The 22,335-nt window shown below is 40.8% G+C and carries 18 protein-coding genes and 1 pseudogene; 9 read left to right on the top strand and 10 right to left on the bottom strand.

What is annotated here, in order from left to right; translation table 11 throughout:
- Positions 1-57 precede the first annotated feature (57 nt).
- On the bottom strand, positions 58-2,847 hold the full coding sequence (locus CKW02_RS05040; RefSeq protein WP_003210774.1) for an ATP-binding protein: 2,790 nt from the start codon (positions 2,845-2,847) through the stop codon (positions 58-60).
- Positions 2,848-2,863: 16 nt separating this feature from the next.
- Entirely contained in the window at positions 2,864-4,078 is a 1,215-nt protein-coding gene (locus CKW02_RS05035; RefSeq protein ID WP_003212506.1) for a metallophosphoesterase family protein, read from the bottom strand.
- Between the two features lie 172 nt (positions 4,079-4,250).
- Here CKW02_RS05035 and CKW02_RS05030 point away from each other — a divergent pair, with 172 nt between their 5' ends.
- Positions 4,251-4,439, top strand: coding sequence for a YhzD family protein (locus CKW02_RS05030; RefSeq protein WP_003210963.1), 189 nt, complete (start codon positions 4,251-4,253; stop codon positions 4,437-4,439).
- Positions 4,440-4,470: 31 nt separating this feature from the next.
- On the opposite strand, the gene CKW02_RS05025 is transcribed toward CKW02_RS05030, so the two are convergent.
- Positions 4,471-5,244, bottom strand: a complete 774-nt coding sequence (locus CKW02_RS05025; RefSeq protein ID WP_003211240.1) for an enoyl-CoA hydratase — start codon at positions 5,242-5,244, stop codon at positions 4,471-4,473.
- Positions 5,245-5,845: 601 nt separating this feature from the next.
- Between CKW02_RS05025 and CKW02_RS05010 the strand changes: the two are divergent.
- A pseudogene (locus tag CKW02_RS05010) lies at positions 5,846-6,070 on the top strand (hypothetical protein); the annotation flags it as partial.
- Here the strand turns inward: CKW02_RS05010 and CKW02_RS05005 are convergent.
- From CKW02_RS05005 to CKW02_RS04985, 5 genes are all read right to left on the bottom strand, one after another.
- Positions 6,055-7,329 (bottom strand): lysine N(6)-hydroxylase/L-ornithine N(5)-oxygenase family protein, encoded by a 1,275-nt coding sequence (locus CKW02_RS05005; protein ID WP_003212405.1) that lies wholly within the window; start codon positions 7,327-7,329, stop codon positions 6,055-6,057. The pseudogene CKW02_RS05010 and the gene CKW02_RS05005 overlap by 16 nt on opposite strands.
- A gap of 75 nt (positions 7,330-7,404) precedes the next feature.
- Positions 7,405-8,904 (bottom strand): coproporphyrinogen III oxidase, encoded by a 1,500-nt coding sequence (locus CKW02_RS05000; RefSeq protein ID WP_003212230.1) that lies wholly within the window; start codon positions 8,902-8,904, stop codon positions 7,405-7,407.
- A gap of 114 nt (positions 8,905-9,018) precedes the next feature.
- Positions 9,019-9,885, bottom strand: coding sequence for a Cof-type HAD-IIB family hydrolase (locus tag CKW02_RS04995; RefSeq protein WP_003212373.1), 867 nt, complete (start codon positions 9,883-9,885; stop codon positions 9,019-9,021).
- Between the two features lie 451 nt (positions 9,886-10,336).
- Positions 10,337-10,693 (bottom strand): YlbF/YmcA family competence regulator, encoded by a 357-nt coding sequence (locus CKW02_RS04990; protein WP_003211109.1) that lies wholly within the window; start codon positions 10,691-10,693, stop codon positions 10,337-10,339.
- Positions 10,694-10,814: 121 nt separating this feature from the next.
- Entirely contained in the window at positions 10,815-11,948 is a 1,134-nt protein-coding gene (locus CKW02_RS04985; RefSeq protein ID WP_034620021.1) for a DUF445 domain-containing protein, read from the bottom strand.
- A gap of 214 nt (positions 11,949-12,162) precedes the next feature.
- Between CKW02_RS04985 and CKW02_RS04980 the strand changes: the two genes are divergently transcribed.
- From CKW02_RS04980 to CKW02_RS04950, 7 genes are all read left to right on the top strand, one after another.
- Positions 12,163-13,266 (top strand): YheC/YheD family protein, encoded by a 1,104-nt coding sequence (locus CKW02_RS04980; protein ID WP_003211484.1) that lies wholly within the window; start codon positions 12,163-12,165, stop codon positions 13,264-13,266.
- A complete protein-coding gene (locus CKW02_RS04975) occupies positions 13,223-14,581 on the top strand; it encodes a YheC/YheD family endospore coat-associated protein (protein WP_003211669.1) in 1,359 nt (452 codons plus the stop codon). Before CKW02_RS04980 ends, CKW02_RS04975 begins: the two co-directional genes overlap by 44 nt.
- Before the next feature lie 155 nt (positions 14,582-14,736).
- Positions 14,737-14,946, top strand: coding sequence for a YheE family protein (locus CKW02_RS04970; RefSeq protein WP_003211787.1), 210 nt, complete (start codon positions 14,737-14,739; stop codon positions 14,944-14,946).
- Positions 14,947-14,966: 20 nt separating this feature from the next.
- On the top strand, positions 14,967-15,857 hold the full coding sequence (locus CKW02_RS04965; RefSeq protein ID WP_003212106.1) for a helix-turn-helix domain-containing protein: 891 nt from the start codon (positions 14,967-14,969) through the stop codon (positions 15,855-15,857).
- Positions 15,858-15,981: 124 nt separating this feature from the next.
- A complete protein-coding gene (locus CKW02_RS04960; protein WP_003212351.1) occupies positions 15,982-17,088 on the top strand; it encodes an ABC transporter ATP-binding protein in 1,107 nt (368 codons plus the stop codon).
- Positions 17,089-17,319: 231 nt separating this feature from the next.
- Positions 17,320-17,523 (top strand): alpha/beta-type small acid-soluble spore protein, encoded by a 204-nt coding sequence (locus CKW02_RS04955; RefSeq protein ID WP_003210761.1) that lies wholly within the window; start codon positions 17,320-17,322, stop codon positions 17,521-17,523.
- Between the two features lie 286 nt (positions 17,524-17,809).
- Positions 17,810-18,427 carry an NAD(P)-dependent oxidoreductase gene (locus tag CKW02_RS04950; protein WP_003212493.1) on the top strand — a complete coding sequence of 206 codons (618 nt, stop codon included), beginning with the start codon at positions 17,810-17,812 and terminating at the stop codon, positions 18,425-18,427.
- Positions 18,428-18,530: 103 nt separating this feature from the next.
- On the opposite strand, the gene CKW02_RS04945 is transcribed toward CKW02_RS04950, so the two are convergent.
- Together CKW02_RS04945 and CKW02_RS04940 are read right to left on the bottom strand one after the other, a co-directional pair.
- Positions 18,531-20,546: an ABC transporter ATP-binding protein gene (locus CKW02_RS04945; protein ID WP_003210773.1), complete on the bottom strand. Its 2,016-nt coding sequence runs from the start codon at positions 20,544-20,546 to the stop codon at positions 18,531-18,533.
- The gene (locus CKW02_RS04940) at positions 20,543-22,300 is read right to left on the bottom strand and encodes a multidrug ABC transporter ATP-binding protein BmrC (RefSeq protein WP_003212352.1); all 1,758 of its coding nucleotides are present in this window, start codon (positions 22,298-22,300) and stop codon (positions 20,543-20,545) included. The genes CKW02_RS04945 and CKW02_RS04940 overlap by 4 nt, the downstream gene beginning before the upstream one ends.
- Positions 22,301-22,335: the final 35 nt, after the last annotated feature.

Genomic DNA, 22,335 nt, shown 5'->3' with positions numbered 1-22,335 from the left:
AAAAGCTCCTTCCATGTTTCTGCTCATATAAGTATAACATAAGTCATTATTTGTCAATCATTCAACAACTAAACTCGTAACCTGTCCATCTTCTGCTGCTTGCTTCATATGCTCATGACAGGTGAAATAAAACAGCTGTGTTTCAAAACGTGTGAGCTCGTCCATCATCTCCAGCACTCTGCCTAGACGAACGTGATCGAAATGAACAAAGCTGTCATCCATCATAAACGGAAGCTGACAATCTTGCTGATGAGACAAAGCAAGCGCAAAACGAATCGCCAGATAGATCTGTTCACACGTTGCCTGTGAAAGCTCCTCAGGACGGAATATTCGTCCATCCATTCTTTTCACCATGAGCAAGTCATCTTCAGGTGAAAATAAAATCGCTTCATAACGATCATTTGTTAACGGTTGAATAAAACTAGAGGCTGTTTGAAGCAATGCAGGCAGCCTTGTTTCTTTATGCTCATTCAATTTTTCTCGTATGACGGAGCGGACAAGCTGAATGGCCGCCCATTTTTTTGCAAGGTGCTTCGCATGCTCCTGCTCTGCGGCAAGCTGATGAGTCAAATCAGACACTGTTCCAGAAGCTTCTATTTGCCGGATTTCCACCGCTAGTTCTGCTAAACGCTTTTCCATATTCTCCGCATTCAATTGAACGTCATGAAGGTGCTGCTTTGCTTCTGCATACTCCTCCTCAAGGAGAGGTAGTCCTTTATGAACAATCCATTCTTCCTCATCAAAACAACCGCTTCTATGAAGCTCTTGATTCAGCTGCTGCAGCTCAGAAAGCCGTTTCCGGTATTCTTTCGATAGATGAGAAAGCACTTGGTAATCTTCTTTGGACTCTGCTTCTACTTGACGAAAAAGCTCGTCAGTTTGTTTTTCGTAATATTGAATTTCACCTTCTAGTGTCGAGAGCTGCTGCATCGCATGTTGAATGGATACATGTAATGTCTGGCGTTCTTTTTCTCTTTTCGCCTCATCTTTCAATATCTCTTGAAAGGCTGAAATATTCTCCTGAATAGTTCCTTCCTTATTTTGAAGGAGACTGCTTAACGCTGAAACCTTGCGCTCATAAACTGATTGCTTATCGGAGAGCATATCTATTTCACGCTGAAGCTCCTCATATGCCGCTGTATTCATTTTTAATTGTTTTAGAATATGGAAGGCCTCTACTAGGAAAGAAAGCTCAGACGACAAGCCAAGCTGTCTCTTCTTTTCCTCTACTTGCTGCTGGACAGGCTCTAGCTCTAGCTCCCAGTCTTCATATTGCCGGATGATTCTTTCGTACAGCAGCTCCTTCTGCCTCATAAGTGTTTCAGCTGAAGCTGCCTGCACTTGAAAGGAATCTAAGGCGTCTTCGCCGCTTCTTTGTTTCATAGGGCGCATTTGACTGAATGAGTAAATGACAAAAAAGAGAAAAACAGAAAATCCCGCAAACAAGAGCGTGATCCACCACTCTGTTAAAAAGAATAGAACACACAGAAACACCACATCAAATGCGATCAAGCCTCGGAATAACCACGACCGGGAATGAATCGGTTTCTTTTTCGTTCTTGTCCCCTTCGCATCATCTTCTGTTCCGTGCAGTCTCACTTGCTGTTCCTTTAATCCCTTTAAAGCGGCTTCTGCTTCGTCCAGCTCATGTCTTACGTGATCAAATCGTTCATCTAACTGCGCCTTTCTGTCCATGAGACGGACGTATTGAGTGACAGTCTCCTTTAATTCCCACTCAAATTCAAGCGAATCGTCGATTTGTTCGAGCTTTATCGGGCGCTCCCACTTTAGCTTTGCTACCGCTTCGTCGATTTTTTGTTTCAATGAATCACGGTTTGCTCGACACCCTGCTATGCGCTTTTTCACAAGCTCAGCATTAGATGCTTCATCTACAACTCGTTTCATCTCCATTAAGGTATCCTTGTCATAGAGCGGTTGAACTTGTACGAGTGAGGTTTGCAAATGTTCTAACTTCTGTTTCAGTGCAGTCAATTGAGCCTTTTTCGGGTGAAGATGTGATTCTAGTTTATCCAGCTCATGCTCTGTTTCTGCTCTAAAACGCTTGACCCGGTCTGGATAGCGGGCTAATTCCTTTTTCAAGTCCACTTTTTTCTCAATCATGGGATACACTTGAATGGATTCAGTCAGTTTCTGAAGCTGTTCTCCTGCTTGCTTCATTTCATTTTGAAGCTTTTCGATCGTCTCCGTTAATTCAGATTGCTCCCGTTTCTTTTCGGTATAGCTACCTTCTATCAATCTCGCTTGTTTCAGCTGACCTGTCAGCTCTTTTAAATGATCAAGCTGCTGGTTTAATTCAGGCTTGCGGCCATTTGGTTTAAACAGCTGCTCCTGCTGCTTTAGCAGCCTGCTATCCATCTTGGTGGCTGCATCTGAGCCAAATAAACTTGAGAAAAGTAGAAATTCGCCTATCTGATCCTGATTTAAGGCTTGGACATTTTGCAGTCCGAACACATCAAATGAATAGATTGATTGATATAATCTGCGATCCGTTCCCTTTAAAAGTGTCTGTAGAAAAGCTTCGTCTTTCACTTCACCATTCGGTAAAAACACCTGTGCTTGACCACCGCGGTCGGATGTTCTCTCAATGTGAATAACGCCTAACTCGTCATCTTGGCAAGTGAGGGAACCACCATAAAAAGAACCCTGTTTCGTCTTGTACATCTTGTTTTTCGGAAAACCAAATAACATCGATTCAATAAACGTTTTCAATGTCGTTTTCCCCGATTCATTCAGGCCGTAAACTAGCTGAAAACCGTCATCAGAAAAGTGAAAGGTCCGATTTGAAAATTTCCCAAAATGGGCGATATGGAGTGAACGTATTTTCATTGTGCCTCTCCTTTTCTCATAATTGCTTTAGCTGTTCTGTCAGCAGCCTTTGTGCTTCTTCTTTTATATCCACTTCATCCTCTTTTGTGAGAGTTTTGCCTGACTTTCTATAGGTTGGGTGACGCTTGATCGGTGATAGAAGCTCTTCATATGCCTCAAACTGTGAAATTTCAGCAGTGAGTTCCTTTAAAAAAGAATCTTCTGGATAGGCGACATCCTCATTTGTTCGGCAATCAATCGAGATCACCCAAACGAATACATCTTCATCTTCCTCCTGTTCATGAAGAACGGTCATGAGCTCCTCAAGCAACTCAATCTGCGTATGCTCAAAGTAAGGAGGAGCCTCACCCGTCAATTCAATTTTTACAAAATGAGGGACGCCATCTTTTTTCAGTTCACTGATTTTGTTATCCACAAGTATCACAAGATCCGTCATATGAACCGTCTCTGTGATGTCTATTGCAAGTGTCTCAAACATCACATCCGCACAGCTCATAAATTCTGCTGTCGCAGAATCCTCGGAGAGTTGAACAACGTAACAGCCTTTCTCTCCTGTTTCTTTTATATGTCTGCCCTGCATGTTACCAGGGTAAATAACCAACGGGTCTTCATGCAGAAGGGCTCTCTTATGTATATGTCCAAGCGCCCAATAATCGAAATCTCGGGAAACGAGCTGCTCAAGCTGAAAAGGTGCATACGCGTCATGACCTTCTTGTCCAGCTAATGTACCGTGAAGCATCGCAATGTGAAAGGCAGCATCTGTCGTTTTGACGTAATGTGAGGTCATATTTTCATAGACAGCACGCTCCTTGTAGCTAAATCCATAAATACTTGCGACAAGCTGATCTCCTCTATAGTAGGATTGCTCATTTGGGGTACTGGTTGAAAAAACGTGCACATTCTCAGGCCACTCAATCGGTGTCCATTCACCGCCTAAATGATCATGATTACCATAAATAATAAAGACTTCAATCCCTTGAGTTTGCAGTCTTAGAAACTGATTTCTTAAAAACAGCTGTGCTTTCAGGCTACGGTTGGATTCGTCAAATAAATCTCCACTCAGCAGCACAAAGTCTACTGCTCGAGCAATGGCGAGATCAAACATATTCTTCGCACTTTGAAATGTACTTTCTTTGAGCCGCTTAAAGGGTAAGCTAGGGATATTCGACATTCCTGCAAATGGACTGTCTAAATGTAAATCTGCGGCATGAATAAAGGTGAGCTTAGTCAAACGTCTATCTCCTTGTCCGATACTGTCATTGTCCATATTTTATCATGCCATTTTTGCGAATGCACGTTCTATCACTCTCATTCTAAAAAACACATTTTTAAGGGCTAAAAAAGAGGTTTTATCTTATTCCTTGTTTAATTACATAGACAAGTAGAGGAAAGGAAGATGAGGAATGGAGAAGACATACTTTTTAACTGTATTTGACCCATCGGGTGAGACTTTATTAAATGAAAAAATCACAACGGATAGTGATGAAAAGGCAAAGGAATTAGGTCGCCATCGCTTAATCGAACAGCAATACACGAAGCATTCTCATCGGCTCGTTGATGATGCAGGCAAGCTACTTTTATTTGAACGTTAAAAAAGCCGGCATTCGCCGGCATCACATCCGTTTATACATTCTGGAACACAGGTCGTCTTTTTTCTAAAAAGGCCTGAATGCCTTCCTTATGATCATGGCTTTGCCTCAGCCTTGCCTGTGCTGCCCTCTCCTTTTGAAGAACGGCTAATAGCTGTGATTCTGACTGCTGGAAATAGATTAGCTTTGTCTCGATAAATGCTTGAAGCGGCATGTTCATAAACGGCTTCACACATACCTTTTGATACGCATCGACTTCCTCTTGAAACACGCCGTCTGCAAGGCCCAGCTTTAGCGCTTCTTCAGCAGGAAGCTTTTGTCCGCTCCAAATCAATTGTTTCGCGGTTTGTTCACTGACTCTTTTTGTAAGGGAAAAGTGTCCTCCGCCATCTGGTATTAAGCCTACTCCATTAAAATTCATTGCGAGCTTTGCATCTTGATGCATAAACAAGTAGTCACAGCTTAAAGCAAAGCTAAAAGCAAGGCCTGCCGCTGACCCGTGGACAAGAGCAATCGTCACTTTTTTCATACCGGCAAGAGAAAGCGTAATCCCCTCGATCAGATCCATCACACGATGGAAATCTTCTTCATTTTCCTGCTTCAGCATCATGCCAATATCTCCGCCTGCTGAAAATCCTTTTCCCACACCCTTGATCACAACGACTTTTGCACTACTTTCCTCCGCCGCATCACATGCCTCTTTGAATTCAGCAAACATGTCCACATGAAATGAATTGTAAGCATCTGGTCTGTTGAAAACGATTTCAAAAATATCCCCGTCTAGCTGACAATTGATATATGTCATCATGCATCCCCCTTTTCTTTTAAACACACAACTTACTTCCATTTCAACCCGAATAATCCCTTTTCCTCTGCGTAAAAAATTTCAAGATCAGTTGATACCAAAATAAGCATAATTGTTGAAACAAAAAATATATTTTTATATAGTAAATGAGGAAAGAAATTGATGATGAAAGGGGGAGGATGGCTGATAAGGCGTTCCCTATTCATATTGGTTAGTTTCATCGTCATGTTTTCTCCTTTTTCAAATGTCGTTTTTGCTACACAAGCAGAAACGAGCACACCTAGTCTTATTTCTCCATCCATCTCCGATGAAGAAATACACGCTGTGAAAACACCTCTATTTTCAAAAAATATGCCTCTTCTATTCTATTAAAGGACAGATTATCACTGGCTGATTCAAAGGTTTTCCCTCTAAAGCCTGCTCCATCAGCTGCGTTATCGATTGATCTACGTTTTTTGAAAATAAAGTGTGCGATCCCCATTATGTGTCAATCAAATGATCCATAATGATTCATTTTATTTCATCCGTATTACGATATGAAAATCACAACCTACATATTTGGAGGGATAAAATGAATATGAAAGAAAATGATCTTCCTGGGAGTATTGCGGGCGGACTTGCCGCTACCTTAAAGCCATTTGCTGCATTGTACGTCTTAATTCTTGCGATATTAGGTCCACTAGTGACGAAGGAATCTAAGCGAATTTATCAAATTCTGAACAAAGTGTTCAAATGGCAAACAGAAAAGCCAAAAGTGAAAAAAGAAACGAATCTAATGAAAAAGGGCCCTATGCTTGGGGCCCTTTTTATCTCTTATTCAAATTGCTGAAAGGCTGTTTCTTGCTTAACTGGCGCTTCTTTGACCCCGCGAATGGTTTGAATCACTTTCTGGTTGCGGTAGGTGGATAGTTTTAAATTGGTCGCCGCTGTTCCATGAGAGTGATCTAGGTGCGTGAATGTAAAGAAATGATGCGGACGCTTGTCTTTGAACACAAGCCTGAAGTCTTCTGTCACTTTAAAATGCTCTTCACTTTCCCATTCAATTAAAGGTTCATACGCACTAAACCATGCCGGGATATTCGGTGTATACCCTGTAGCCAATACGGCACGATCTACTGTTATATTCTTTTTTTTCTTTAACTGCCACTGCTTTAGGTGTAGCTTCAGGGACTGATTCTCCTCCACCTGTATGGCTTCAAGCTCGGTCATTGGCTGAATAATCACAGATGGCTCTTCGCCTGAAACAGACCGATGATACAATTCCTGATAAATGCGTGAGAGTGTCGATGCATCTATCCCATTTCTTAATCCAGTCAGCCTAGGTAATGTGTTCATTCGTTCTTCATAAGGAAGCGAATGGAAATATTCAACGTACTTTGGTGTAAACAGCTCCTGACCAAGCTCAGCCGTCTCCAGCTCTCTAAATTCACTAGATCGCGTAAACCAAGATAGCTGTTGCCCTTTCTTCTGATGCTGAAGCAGGTCTAAGAAGATTTCGGCTGCACTCTGCCCAGAGCCAATGACCGTCACCGCCTCAGCTTCATGAAGTTCTTTCTGTTGTTCTAAATACCGGCTGCTATGGGTCACATATGGCAGTGCAGCAGCAGGCACATCGACAGGAATCATCGGTTTGCTCCCTGTTCCGAGCACGACATGCTTTGCCTGATACTCAGAAAGCGATCCATCCTTCAATCGCCGGACTTTCACAAGATAACCACCTTGGCAGTCCGTCACTTCCTCTACCTTCATGCCAAATTGACAGCTATCTAATTCACCTGCGACCCATGACAAATACTCATTGAATTCTCTTCGCGGAATGTCAAACTGTTCAAATGTATAGAACCGGTGAAGTCTATTTGATTCATGTAAATAATTTAAAAATGTATATCTGCTCCTTGGATTCGCCATCGTCACAAGATCAGCTAAAAAGGAGACTTGTAAATCCGTTCCTTTGATCAGCATACCAGGATGCCAGGCAAATTCAGTCTCCTGTTCAAAAAAACAGCATGAAACATCTTCATACTCCGCTAACAAAGCCGCCAAACCTAAATTGGCAGGCCCAATCCCAATTCCGATCACATCAATCATATGTACACCTGCTTTAACTTTTTATCACTTATATACCCTTTTACAAATGAAAAAAACACTGCGTCACCGCAGTGTTTAAACATGAGGAACAAATAATGACTCAAGAAACTGAATTTTCTCTTCAGTATAGTGTTCATAACGGTCATTATATGATTTTGGATCTTTTGGATTGGCATATTGCGTAATTTTTCCTGAACGTGGATCAATAAACTTACTAGCAGCACCGCATCCAATCCCAATGATTGTCTGCACTTCTTCCATAATAATGATATTATACAAACTTTCCTGTCCATCTAATGAATACCCGACATTTTCAAGGTTTCCTAAGATGTTTTTTTGTCTATATAAATAATAAGGATGATAGTCATGTGCTTTCGTCCAAGCGACCGCTTCATCCATCATACGTGTGATCTCTTCTCGGTCAGCTACTTGATATTTGTCCTTATTGCGCGTCATCTCAGACGCTCTTTTAAAGGAGAGCGTATGCACAGTTAAAGATTCAGGCTTAAGTTCTTCAGTCTGTTGCAAGGAATGCTGGAATTCCTTTAGCCCTTCTCCCGGCAAACCAATAATTAAGTCCATATTAATATTATTCATGCCATACTGTCTTGATAAGTGATACTTTTCAATCGTTTCTTCTACACTATGGTGCCGGCCAATGGCTTTCAGTGTTTCATTCTCATACGATTGTGGATTGATACTAATCCGGTCAATATGATATCGGTTTAGCACCTCTAGCTTATCAGGCGAAATCGTATCAGGACGTCCTGCTTCGACAGTCACTTCCCGTATATGTTTCACATCAGGGAACGAGCGATACATTTCTTCATACAGCAAATCCATTTCTTCTGCAGTGATACTCGTCGGCGTACCTCCGCCAAAATAAACAGTCGTCACTTTGATCCCATGTTCTTTTAGCCAAGTACCAATTTTTTGCATCTCATAATGCAGACCAAACAAAAACGTTCCCACTCTTCCAGCTTGTCCTTTAATCGCATAAGCAGGAAACGTGCAATAAGCGCATTTTGTTGGGCAGAAAGGAATACCAATATAAATACTTACTTCCTGCTGAAGGTCATACAGGTCAGGAATCGCTTGAAGCTGACGATCAACAATCTCCTGCATCAAATTGATTTTTTCATCATGAATCAAATAATCACGCTTTAACGCGGCATGCGCATCTTCCTTTGTCATACCTTCTCTCAGCATCTTATGAAGTAATTTTGTAGGACGTATCCCTGTGAGAATACCCCACTTTTGCGTCATTCCTGTGTGCTCCTGAAGCAGATGTAAATAAACAGACAGCACTGTGTTTTTGATTTGCTTCCAGCGCTCCTTGTCATTCAAGCCCTCTGGGACGTCTCGCGAAAAACGACTAGTGATGTCTAATCCAGCGATGTGACCAGATGCCTCCACTATGCCATTTTCTTCTTTCCAGCTAAACTCCATGACTAGTCCATCATGCAATTCATCTGGATCAAACAGCACTTCACTATCTTCTTCAAATAAATTGGCTATATTGACAAGCGGGCGATGAAATCGTTCATCTGACAGCCCTTTAATTAAAATTCGCATCGTATCACCTTTATCTTCAAACTTGTTTCATTTTACAAAATCTATGTAGGAAAAGCAATGACTGGAACAGTTGAAGGCCCTGCCATTTCTTGATTGACAGGGCCTTCGCCTATATTATCGTTTAATATCGAATTGATGTAAGAATCCTTCTCTTTGCTGCATTCTAAAGTATTCTTTGATCATATAAGCGACTCCCTGTTCATCGTGCGAACGTGTCACCCAATCGGCTTTACGCTTAACAGAATGAGGTGCATTTCCCATCGCAACGCCTAAACCAGCCAATTCAAGCATTGCGATGTCATCTGTTCCCTGCCCAATGACCACCGTATCTTCTAAAGTCAAATCTAATGCTGAGGTCAAAAGAGAAAGCCCCACTTCTTTCGATACGCCTTTGCATACAATATTCATTTTCTCATCACTGATCCGAATAAGATCGACAGATGGAAAAGCTTGTTGAATGGTTCGGTGAATTTCAGGCTGCAGCTCTGCCGTTGAATATACTTCAATCACTGGTGTACTGACCGGTTCATCCATCAGCATATCACTTAGCGATTCAACAAATTGCACGGGATAGAAAATTGGATCAGATGGATGAATCAACGTCTTTCCCATCAGCTGTGACTGCGTTTTTTTCCGGTTGCCAATCGAGAATTTTTCATGCAGCAAGCGAACATTACAATCAAAGCTTTCAAGAATTTGTACAAGATTAAATGTTTTTTCTTCCGTTAGTTTCTTCACATGAAGCGGCTCATCGAGTTTATTCGCGATAAATGCACCACTATGCGTTACAAGGGTTGACGTTGGAATCTTCAACGCCTTGGCAATTTTTTGTGCGGAACGAAAATGCCGGTTGGTGACAAGCGTCACGTAAACCCCTTTTTTCTTCACGTATTCCACAGCTTCTTTTGTAGCGGAATGGATTTTTCCATTGGAACGAAGTAACGTTCTATCTATATTGAGTGCAAGTAGTTTTTTTGACACTGAGGCATCCCCCTTCTTGATGACTGTACTTACGATGAGGATATGCCCTAGCTTGGTGCTTTAGAACATGCAGTTGAAAGAGCCCTGTGTGTTATGAATCTTTTGCAAATAAAAAAAGCCTACCCCTAGGCTTTTTTTTATGTATGGTTTGGATGCGTCACAATGAGGTGATGAAGCTCCCCATGATCCCCTTATCATTCACACACCAAAGCATTGCTTATATCAGATCCCCTTATGCTTTGTGTTTCTCCCAGAAGCGCTTCTCTCTCGTTTGGCTAATCGCCATAAATCCCAAGTGAAACGCACCCAATTGTCCCATGAGAGCGCTCATTTGAAAGCACTTTCAATATAAGTATTATCGCAAAATTTATGAGCTTCGACAACCTTTTTTTGAAAAGTTGGGCAGGGAACATGTGAAATAAAAAAAGGGCGAATATCATCGCCCTTTTCATTAATTTTCTTCTGGATTCCCATAAAGCTCTTCAAGAGGCTTCATGATCACTTTATTTAATTCTCCGATGAGAACACTCACACGTTGTTCTGCTTCCATCAACTGCGAGATTTTATCGTGCTGTTGAACAAGTGCCACTGTTTTTTGAGCTTGCTCCACTTCTTCTTGTGTGATCTCTTGACCAGTCATTTGTTTTTGTTGAAGGTTTACTTGAATGTCACGGAAGTTATCGAACATTCTTTTAGAGGATTCATCCGCGTTTACCTCATCATAAAGATTTTTTAAAGTTGAATATTCTTCGCTATGACGCAGTGCTTTTTCAAGGTCATATGCAACATCATAAACATTTACAGACATGTTATGTCTCCTTTCTATCCGTTATCACCGATATGATCGGCGGACACCACTCCACTATAACAAACTATGGCTTTCGTTTCACATATATACAATGAATTCATCAAAATTTCTCTAGTCTGTCTTAAAATAGCGTGACAAAGATTGCTTGGATTGCACCGATCAATCCGCCTAAAAGACCGCCTAAGAATGTAATCATCTTGAGCTCCTTATTGGAAATACTGACGACAAGCTCTTCCATTTTTTCTAGCGGGAAAAGTTCAATTTGTTCACGAATGATGTCTTCAAATTGCAGCTTTGCAAGCAGATCCTCTAAAACATTTGATGCCGCACTGATCCCCTTTTGAATCAGTACTGGTGCAACGTGTGTTTTAAGATCATCCGCTACAGCACTGACATATGCACCAACTGGTTTGTCTAATATCAGCTTTGTTGAGAACTGAGAAAGCAATTGGTTTTTCACGCTAAACATAAGTTCCTTCACATTCCATCTTTCATCAAGCTCATGTAGAGAGAACTGCTTCACCTTGTCCCATTCTTGAACAAGCAAATCTGATAAAAACCTTTTTGTCTCTGCGTTTCTTAAAAATTTGATGATTTCAGGATGTACCCGATCAATTAAGCTTGAATTTCCTAGAAACATTTGGACCATACTGCCGAGCATTCCTCTTTCTTTTAAGAAATCATCAATCATATTACCGAGTCTTGATTTTCCTTCCTCACTTTCAAAATAATGAATCCCTCTCTTTAAAATATAATCTGCTGCATCTGGAATTTTTGAAGATATTTTGTTTTCCACATCTAGCGGAAGCAATTCAGATAAAGTTTGCTCATTATAATTTTCAAGTAGTGAATTGAGCTTATGATCAGACCACTCATGGATCCATTCATCTGCTTTGACGTCAGCCTGTGATACGCCGAAGCTTTCAAGCAAAGATAGCACTGTTATCTCCATTTCAGCGCCTTTGTCAATATATCGATGGACTGTATGTAAGATTTCTTGCTTTGCCTCCGATGATTCAAATCGCTTTTGAATACCTTCTGGCGTGAGCAAATGCTCCATCACCATGACACCAACCTGCTTGGCTACTTCGTCTCTTCTTTTCGGAATGAGCCCTGGTGTAAAAGGAAGCTGTTTCCCGAATAAGTAATACGGCTTATAAGGGCGAAAAAGCATTTTAATCGCAAGATGGTTTGTTGCTGCTCCAATGACTGCGCCTATCACAATCATAAAGATAAACGTTGTGAATATATTCAAAGTCGTCATCAACCTTTCAAATAACACCCGATGTTTATTGTTTTAACCTATACGTATTATAGTTGTTGTCAAGTTCCCAAGCAAATGAAGCATGCTGCTAGACATATGATCAATCGATCTGTCGTAATGATAAAGGAGCGCAATCTTTATGTAAAATCATAAAAAAGTGTTTTTCTGCTGGTAAAAAAAGAAGTTGAAAAGAAGGTGTTTTTTAATGACATCAACATTAGGTATTGTGACCCTTTCACCGAAGTATGAAGAGGCATTCACACGTGGGCTAGCCAAAGCTGCCCCTGCTTATGGTTTAAAGGTTGTCCGTTTTACACCACTTGATTTAAAGCCGGCTTCAAATTTGATACAAGGTCAAACATATACGAATGGTCATGGATTCGTCGCAGCAGAATTTGAGATTCCTGACTTGATTTACGATCGATGCCTTTACAAGCATGACGCACAATCTAAAAAAGCAAAACCAATCATGGATTGGCTGAAAAAGTATCCGAAAACAGATTTTTTGAATACAGGTATTTCAAATAAAATGATGCTATTCGAGCAGCTCCGCCTTCTCCCTGCTTTACAGCCATATTTACCTGTCTGCTCATTATTAAAAAAGACATCAGACCTTCTCAGCATGTTAAGTAAAGACGGTTATTGTAAAATGCAGCCGCTCTCTCAACACCATGCAGCATCTACTTACTTCATTTTCTTAAAAGACAACACTTTCACTGTTCAGCTAAGTCCCGAGCAAGTCATCACATTTTCGCGTCCATCAGATATAGAGCGCTGGTGTAAAAAATATGTAGGCCGATATTTCCTTCAATTTTTTCAAACGAGTGATGAAAAAGACTTTTTATTCAATGAAATAAGGATTTTCCTGATGAAAGATTCACAAAACCAGTGGAATCGCATAGGAATTCACACAAAATCACCTACAGAAAATAGTCATTTAAGCATTACACAAAAATCAGCAGCCATGATAGGCTTTCATCACTATCTAAACACCTTGCAGCCGCACATCAAAGAACTTCTTTTAGATGATATTGCATCCATTCAAGCATCTCTGCCAGCATATATAGATAAAACCCTTTCCCATTGCTTTGAATTCGCTGTAGACTTACTCCATACAAGTGAAGGCAGGCTTTTCATATCAAATATAAGATCAAAACCAGGGCGATCCGCTTTTTTAAAAGCTTATCCTGACAAGGAAAATTATTTGATTCGTACCATTCTTGCACATGCCCAATCAATGAAGTCTCAACCGAAGGAGGTATCTTATGAACAAAAATCGCTGCATCATCGCTCCTCATCCCACAAGTGAAAAAACAATTCATCTTCCCGTCCGTTTTAAACAGCAGGAGGCGATCTATTCTCTTGCTTTAGGTTCCCGTTTAATAGATGAATTCACCGTTTCCTATCATCAACATCCGAAGAAAATTTTATTATCAGAAGATCTATATAGAGATTTACGAATTCCTTATCAATCAAAAGCTGATGTGATCGCCATTGATCATACCCTGTTTTTAGGGCCACTGCTTGGTATTTTCACCGCAGGTTTTGAGCAAAGCACGCAGCCACTCGGAACGAGATCAGACTTTTTTATCAAACTGCTGCGCTCTTTCAAACAACATGCCGGTTTTGCCTATCTTTTTGGTACTCATTCTATTGATTGGGATAAAGGAATGGTAGAAGGATTGTTGTACCAACAGCAAACATGGGTTAAAAAACAGATGCCCCTGCCTTCAGTCATTTACGACCGTCTTCCAAGTAGAAAGGCTGCTCAGTCAGCATTCATTCAAGAAACAAAACGCAAACTCACTCAAGACTATGATATTCCTTGGTTCAACCCTCATTTTTTTAACAAATGGGATATTCATGAACAACTGTTAACAGATGAAAAAACATGTCCTTTTCTTCCACATTCCATACAATTGGACCCGGTGGACGCTCTAAATAAAATAGAAACACTCCTCCATCTACATCAGGTCATTTACTTAAAACCGTCAAACGGCAGTCACGGCGACGATATTTATCAATTAAACAAGAAGGCTCATGGAATCATTGTATGCTCAAATCAAGGAAGAGCTGTTCCATATGACTCATTAGAGGATTTCGTGACCAATCTCCGGAAAGATCACGCAGTTCAAGACTTTATGGCTCAACAAGGCATTGCACTTCTTCAAATAGACAATCAACCAATGGATTTTAGAGTCCATACCAATAAAAATAAGTACGGTCATTGGACAGTCACAGCAGCAGCAGCAAAAATTTCTGGCAATCACACCGTCACGACTCACCATTCACATGGTGGCTCCGTGAGAACACTTTATGATGTTTTTCCAGAAAAGAAGAAGCGTTTCAAAATCTTAGAGCAGCTTTCTTATACGGCCATCACGCTTAGTCAGGTAATTGATGAAAAAATGTCCGGTCATATTGGTGAAATCGGTTTTGATTTAGGTATTGATCAGACAGGAGCTATCTGGATGTTTGAAGCCAATTCTCGCCCTGGCCGCGAGGTTTTCCAGCATGTCTCATTGCGAAACTCAGAAAGGCTGATCGGCAAAAGAATCATGGATTACGCATCTTACCTTTCACAAACGACCTCAACAACTACAGACCATACAAACGTCTACTGACTGTTTTTCGTTTTAAAGTGAGGGTGCTATGAAATCTATGCTTTTCCTATGCTCTTTTCATCAGATGAGATACAATAAAATCAAGTTCAAGGTTGTTTCCGTATTGTCGTGTTTATTTATTGTTTCATCAATAAAAGCAAGGAGGCAATGATGATATGATTTCTCATTTTCAATGGAAACCTCTCTTTAAAAAAGCACAATTGCCAGGCTGGAAAATATCCTTTTTTCACAATGGTGCGCACTACGAAGGCATCTACCACAAAACAGGTGATATTGAATGGGGCTCTCAGCTTCCGCCCCATGAAGTCGAACCAACATTAAAAGAAGAAATCCACGAATTAATGCTATTCCATGTCTATGATTAAACTGTTTAAGGAGCTTCGCCATGTTAGAAAAATTAAAGCTTGTTTACGGAGAGCATATCATCAGCTCCCCTACAGATGATCATCAAATTCTTTGGTATCAAACAGACGAAGGCGAATTATTTGGAGTAGACAAATCAAAGCTTACAGCTAGAGAAACACTTCTTCTCAATACTTTCCTTACACCAATTGATCTTTCTCACACAAAGCAGACTGAGGATGAACAAAAATGGTACAGCTATCTTTTTGATAACAAACCACTAACTGTTCAGCACCCCGTCCGTGTATATTATTTTAAAATGTCACATCAAGCAGAACAAAGGCAGCAAATAAAAGAGGCTGTGGTCCACAGCCTCGAACAAACTCATTTCATTTGGACAGGCGCTCATACAGCGATGCTGATTCAAACAAACGCTACATCAGAAAATAGTCAATTAGAGCTGCTATATGATTTGTCTCTAGCCATTACAAGTGACTTTTTAACAGACTCAGTCTTTTTACAAGGACAGCTCCATTTGCCAAATGAACATTTACAGAAGAAATTGTTAAAAGAACAGCAGCTTGTCTTGGGCCATATGCAGCGAGCTAAGCCTAGGTCAGGGATTTGCACAATTTATCAATGTCTACCCTCACTCTTACGTTATGATGAATCCGCCCTCTCTCATGCTATTTCAGATGCTTTTAAAGAGGCGGTCCTTGATCGGGACGTTTACCGTACCCTCATGACTTATATGCAATGTAACTTAAATGCATCTAAGGCAGCAAAAGCTTTATATGTTCACAGAAACAGCCTTCAATATCGAATTGATAAATTTATTGAGCGAACAGGAATTGATATACGACATTTTCCAGAAGCATCTGCCGTCTATTTTATGATGAATCTTCTCGACCTTTCATCACATTCAGTGACATGAGCACCCTGCCCAAAAATGAAAATGAGATGTTGTGCACGTTGTCCATTTACAGACGCTTCCCCATTTTATACACTTTATTTACAAGTAAAGCGCTTTCAATAAGTAAATGGGGAGGTTATCATCTATGGCTGAAATGATGCTCAATCAAATTTATAAAGTGTATGATAACAAGGTAACAGCAGTAGACAACTTTAATCTACATATAGAAGATAAAGAATTTGTTGTATTTGTTGGTCCATCTGGGTGCGGAAAATCAACAACCCTTCGCATGATTGCAGGACTTGAAGAGATTTCACAAGGGGATTTTCTTTTAGACGGAAAACGGATGAATGATGTAGCACCAAAAGACCGGGATATCGCAATGGTTTTCCAAAACTATGCATTATACCCTCACATGAATGTATACGATAATATGGCTTTTGGATTAAAGCTACGGAAGTTCCCGAAAGCAGAAATTGATGAGCGGGTTCGAAATGCCGCTAAAATATTAGGCCTTGAGCAATATTTAGACAGGAAACCAAAAGCACTGTCTGGAGGTCAAAGACAGCGTGTTGCACTTGGGAGAGCAATTGTGCGTGATGCAAAGGTCTTTCTTTTGGATGAGCCGCTTTCTAATTTAGATGCAAAACTCCGCGTTCAAATGCGTGCTGAAATATCTAAGCTTCATCAGCGTCTGCAAACGACATTTATCTATGTCACACATGACCAGACTGAAGCTATGACAATGGCTACTCGTCTTGTTGTAATGAAAGATGGCTTTATTCAGCAGGTTGGAGCGCCGAAGGATGTATATGAAAATCCAGAGAATGTATTTGTAGGTGGATTCATTGGCTCTCCTGCGATGAATTTTTTTACAGGAAAGCTCTCTGACGGTGCCATTGCAGTTGGAAAAACGCATATACGTGTACCAGAAGGAAAGATGAAGGTATTACGCAGCCAAGGTTATATCGGAAAAGATATCATCCTCGGGATCAGACCAGAAGATTTTCATGATGAACCCGTGTTTATTGAAGCATCTGAGGGCACAAAGATCGATGCCAACGTAGAAGTTGCTGAATTAATGGGAGCAGAAACGATGCTTTACTCTTCTCTCGATGGTCAGTCTTTTATTGCACGTGTTGATTCTCGTACCGATGTTCAGGCCGGACAATCTATACCTCTTGCCATCGATATGAACAAAGCCCACTTCTTTGATTCGGATACGGAGCTCCGCATTCGTTCCGCTGAATAAAGAGATATATGCAGTGCCATCACTCATGATTGAGTGATGGCTTTTTTGCATGTTGAACAACATTTACCATGTACTTTTCTCGTATGTTTTTTTCGGAAATCACCATAATACTTAGTACAAAGAAGTTACTGCATTGGGTTTCGCCAAGTGGCAAATGACTTGATCATTTCGCTGGTGCGATTCCAGCAAACCCAACCATAAAAAATCATATACAAAAAGGAGATTCACATCATGGCTAATTCTAATAGTTCAAATCAATTACTAGTTCCTGGAGCAGAGCAAGCAATCGATCAAATGAAATACGAAATCGCTTCTGAATTTGGCGTTAACCTTGGAGCAGAAACTACAGCTCGTGCTAACGGTTCAGTTGGTGGAGAAATCACAAAACGTCTTGTGTCTTACGCTCAACAACACATGGGTGGAACAAAAGCTTAATTTCATATCTGGATCATAGAAGGCACCTCTTAAGGTGTCTTCTTTTTTTGTTATTCCCCCTCACCAATCTCCTTTCCAGCTCATATCATGGAGTAGAAAGGAGCGGATCTTCATGGACATTATTTCCGGTATGAACTTTGAACTTCTACAATTCGTAGGTATCTCTCTATTATGTGAATATGCTCATAGTATTCGGTCCTTTCATCTTTATAAAAAAAGCATCACATAAAAGTTGTACCATTTTGGGTTCTTTTCACTTATAGTATGTAGTGGAGGGATCGAACAGATGAAAATAGCTCTTTTCGGTGCTCATGGACGTGTAGGACAAGCATTTCTTCGTTTCGTTCAAGTAGATGATCGTTACATAGTTCGTTCATTGATTCGGACAAACCGAGAAGAAATGCTTGCGGGTATGTTTCAAGTCACCGGCAATTCAAGAAATCGAGAAGATGTGCTTGAGACGATCAAAGGAGCAGATATTGTTGTGAGCTGTCTATCGACAGATGGTGATGATACATTATCTGTTTCAATGGAACATATCGTACAAGCCATGAAGCAATCAAATACATCAAGAATTATTACAATAGGTACAGCAGGTATTTTAAAGGCAAGGCAGCAGCCGGAACTTTACCGTTTTGAAACAAATGAATCAAGGCGGACCACTTCCCGAGCAGCTAAGGAGCATGCCAAAGCGTTTGAACTCCTTCAATCGACTGATTTAGATTGGACCATTATTTGTCCAACCTATTTACCAGACGGAGAAGTGACACGGTCATATCGCTATGAGAAAGATTTTCTCCCTATAGATGGAAAGAAAATTTCAGTTGAAGATACCGCACACTTTTTATATCAGCAGTTAAATTCGAAGGAATTTGTACATCAACGCGTCGGCATTGCTTACTAATGTCGCATAACGAGTAAAGATCGAGGTCTAAAACGATTTCTCGACTTTTTTATGCAAATAAAAAGAGCCTCATTCATAATGAATAGGCTCTTTTTGTAATTCATCAGCTGTTTGCCACAGCACCTTTTTGCAGTTCGTACATTTGCGCATATAGCCCTTCTTGCTGCATGAGTTGATCATGACTACCCCGCTCGACAATCTCCCCTTTTTCTAAAACCAAAATCATATCGGCTTTCTTAATGGTGGATAATCGGTGAGCAATGACAAAAGTTGTTCGTCCTTCTTTGACGACATCAAGCGCTCGCTGAATGATCGCTTCTGTTTCTGTATCAATGTTTGCGGTGGCTTCATCTAAAATTAAGATCGCTGGATCGTACGCTAGTGCACGAGCAAATGAAATTAACTGACGTTCCCCTGAGGAAAGAGTAGTTCCCTTTTCAACGACCGGTTCATCAAATCCTTCTGGCAGATGCTTCAATAACTCTACTGCGCCTACTTGTTTTAATGATGCTTCAATCGTTTCTCTTTTAATGTCTTCATTTCCTAAGCTGACATTGGATGCAATCGTTCCGGAAAATAAATACGGGTCTTGAAGGACAATGCCCATTTGTTTCCGCAACGTTTGCCGGGACTGGCGATAAATGCTTTCTCCATCAATGAGAATGTCTCCTTGCTGAATGTCATAAAAACGCAGCAGTAAGTTCATGATCGAGCTTTTCCCAGAACCAGTATGCCCCACAAGTGCAACCGTCTGGCCTTTTTTGGCCTCGAACGTAATGTTCTTTAATACATTTTTCCCTTCATTATAAGCAAAGGTGACATCTTGGAACTGAACGTGTCCTTCCATTTCCTTCTGAACGGGTTCTTCCACTGTTGTTCCTGGCTCATCCAATAATCGGAAAACCCTTTCCGAGGAAACCAGTGCTAATTCCAATCTCGAGAATTGGTTCACAATGCCTGTAATCGGCTGAAATAATCGATTTAAATAATCGACAAACGCATAGAGCACACCAATCGACACAATCCCCGTCGCACTTAAGGACGCACCGCCAAAATACCAAATGAGTGCCACATAGGCTAAATTCCGAAGCAGGTTAACTAAGTTATGCGAAAGAAGTGAATTTAAATGGAGCATCTTTCGCTGATATCGAAAGTGATTGTTGTTCAGCTCATCAAATTCCTCTTTCGTCACTTTTTCATGACGAAACGCTTGAATAATGGTCATCCCTTGAATGGCTTCATTTAGCTTGGCATTGATGTCACTAATGATCGAACGAATGCGGTGGTTGTACACCGATGCAAACTTTCTGTAAGTCATTGACCATAGGAAAATAATCGGTACCGCCACTAAACAAATGAGTGCCAGCTTCACATTTAATAAAAACATGGCAATATAAATCCCAATCATGTAAATCGCACTCGTCACGAAATTGGCGAGGACTGTCACATATAAATCACGAATGGTTTCTGTGTCATTGGTGATCCTCGCTACGACCTTTCCAGCAGGTAAATTATCAAAATACCGGATAGGCAGTGTTTGAATATGCTCAAATACATCAACCCTCATTTTTTGAATAATTCGGTTGGCTATTCGCTGTAACAGATAATGCTGCGCATATTGAAAGAAAATCGCAATAACGAGAAGCCCTAGATAAAATAGAACAAGCTGCACCAAACCACTGATTTCCGGCTCATAAAAAGAGAAAATTTCCTCTTTCGATAAACGCTGTACTTGATAGGTCTCGCGCTCGTTTCCATTTTCAATGGTAAGCTGATCTCCCGATATCTTTCGGTTTCCATCAAAACGAATCGGCTCATTCACAAAATAGTAACCGAATCCGACCTGCACCACATTGATTTGTTTTCCGGATTCCATATCACTGTCTAATCGATCGCTTCGTATATAGTTATTTCCCTGGTAATAAACGGTTTTGTCTGTTTTTTCATTGACCTCGACATAAGGCTTTTCTACGCCTAAAATATGATCATCAATCATTTTCTTCCCAATAAATGGTCCTGTCAGTTCAGCACCTACTGCAATGATGAGAAAGATCAAGGCAACAGACAGTACTTTCTTATAAAGGAGTGCGTAGGCAAGGAGTCTTCTTCCTGTTGTCATGCCTCATCCCCTCCTTCCAGCTGGTTTGTCAGCTGCTGACGCAGAAATTGTTCTTTGTACCATCCATCTTGCTGAATAAGCTCTTCGTGAGTTCCCTTTTGGACGATGCGTCCTTCTTCCATGACAAGTATGAGATCTGCATGCTCAACAGCTGATAGACGATGAGTCGTAATAAACGTCGTTTTTCCATGACGATTTTGCCTTAAATTTTCTAAAATAGCGGTTTCTGTTTTTGCATCTACCGCAGAAAGCGAGTCATCCAGTATTAAAATGTCGGGATCTATTAATAAAGCGCGTGCAATGGAAATTCGCTGCTTTTGTCCACCTGACAGCGCCACACCTTTTTCTCCGACCATGGTTTCGAGACCCTCAGGCAAAAGACGTAAATCTTTTTCAAAATAAGCATCTTTGATCGCTTGTGCTAATTCATTTTGTTTTGCGTCTCGATGACCAAAACGCATATTCTCTTCTACACTTTTAGAAAAAAGAATATGATCCTGCGGTACGTATCCGATCCATTGAAATAGCTGATCCAATTCGATCTCTTGGATTGGGACTCCTGATAGCAGGATTTGACCATCACCTGTTGGATACTGGCGCAGAAGCTGTTTTACGATAGTCGTTTTACCGCTTCCTGTTTTGCCTGTAATTCCGATCGTCTGCCCCTTTCGAATCGTAAAGGACACATCAATTAAATTATCTTTAGGGGAAGTTGGATACCTAAATGTCACGCGGTCAAACTGAATATCGCCAGGCTCTTGTAACGTTTTTGGCTGAGAAGCGTCTGTGACATCCGGCTTGTAGCTGAGTGTATGATTCAACCGGTCTAACGACGCATTTCCTCTTTGCATAATATTAATCAACTCGCCGATCGCAAACATTGGCCAGATCATCATCCCAAGATAGACGTTAAAAGCGACAAGCTCACCAATGGTTAAATCACTTTGGAATACAAGATAGGCTCCGTAGCCAATTCCTATTAAGTAGCTGACACCGACAAGTAATTTCACTGTCGGCTCAAACAATGAATCAATGACCGCCACTCTCATATTTTTTTGAAATACATCATCAGTCATTTGACGAAAGCGTTCGACGTCTTGTTTCTCCTGTACAAAAGACCGGATGACCCGGACGCCTGCGACTGATTCAAGCACGCGGTCGTTCATATCACCAAATGCATCTTGAGCAACTGTAAAGCGATCATGAATCTTGCTGCCATAATACGCAATCAAAAGCGCCATCAGCGGCATAGGGATAATCGCCATTAAAGTTAATTTCCAGCTAATCGTCAGACCCATCGTAAAAAAGATCATCAGCATATAAGCAGTGGAATCCACCAATGTCAGAACGCCAAAACCTGTCGTTAAAGCTACAGCATTCAAATCGTTTGTACCTAATGCCATTAAGTTACCTGTTTTTTTCTTTTCATAAAAGGTAGGTGTCATCTTAAGTAAGTGACGCATGAGTTTCCCGCGCATTACACGCTCCATGACATTTGCGCCGCCAAATAACTGATACATCCAAAAATATGTCAGTGTATAGACGACGACACCTAGCAAGAAAAAAATGGCTACATAAAACATCATACTAGATGTTGTAAATTGACCAGAACGAATGTCATCCACTGCCTGCCCAAGATATCTTGGCGGCAGCATTTCAAGCACATTCACAATGAGCAGGAGCGTAATGGCGATCGTATAACGCCTCCACTCTTGTTTGAAGAACCAGTCTAATTTCGTAAATACTGAAAACATGTTTGTCTCTCCTTTTAAAGCTAGCCGCTTTCTAG

This window comes from Bacillus pumilus (assembly GCF_900186955.1).
Lineage (GTDB): Bacteria > Bacillota > Bacilli > Bacillales > Bacillaceae > Bacillus > Bacillus pumilus.
The sequence above is the reverse complement of the archived record's forward strand: the minus strand, read 5'-3'. Positions and strand labels throughout refer to the sequence as shown.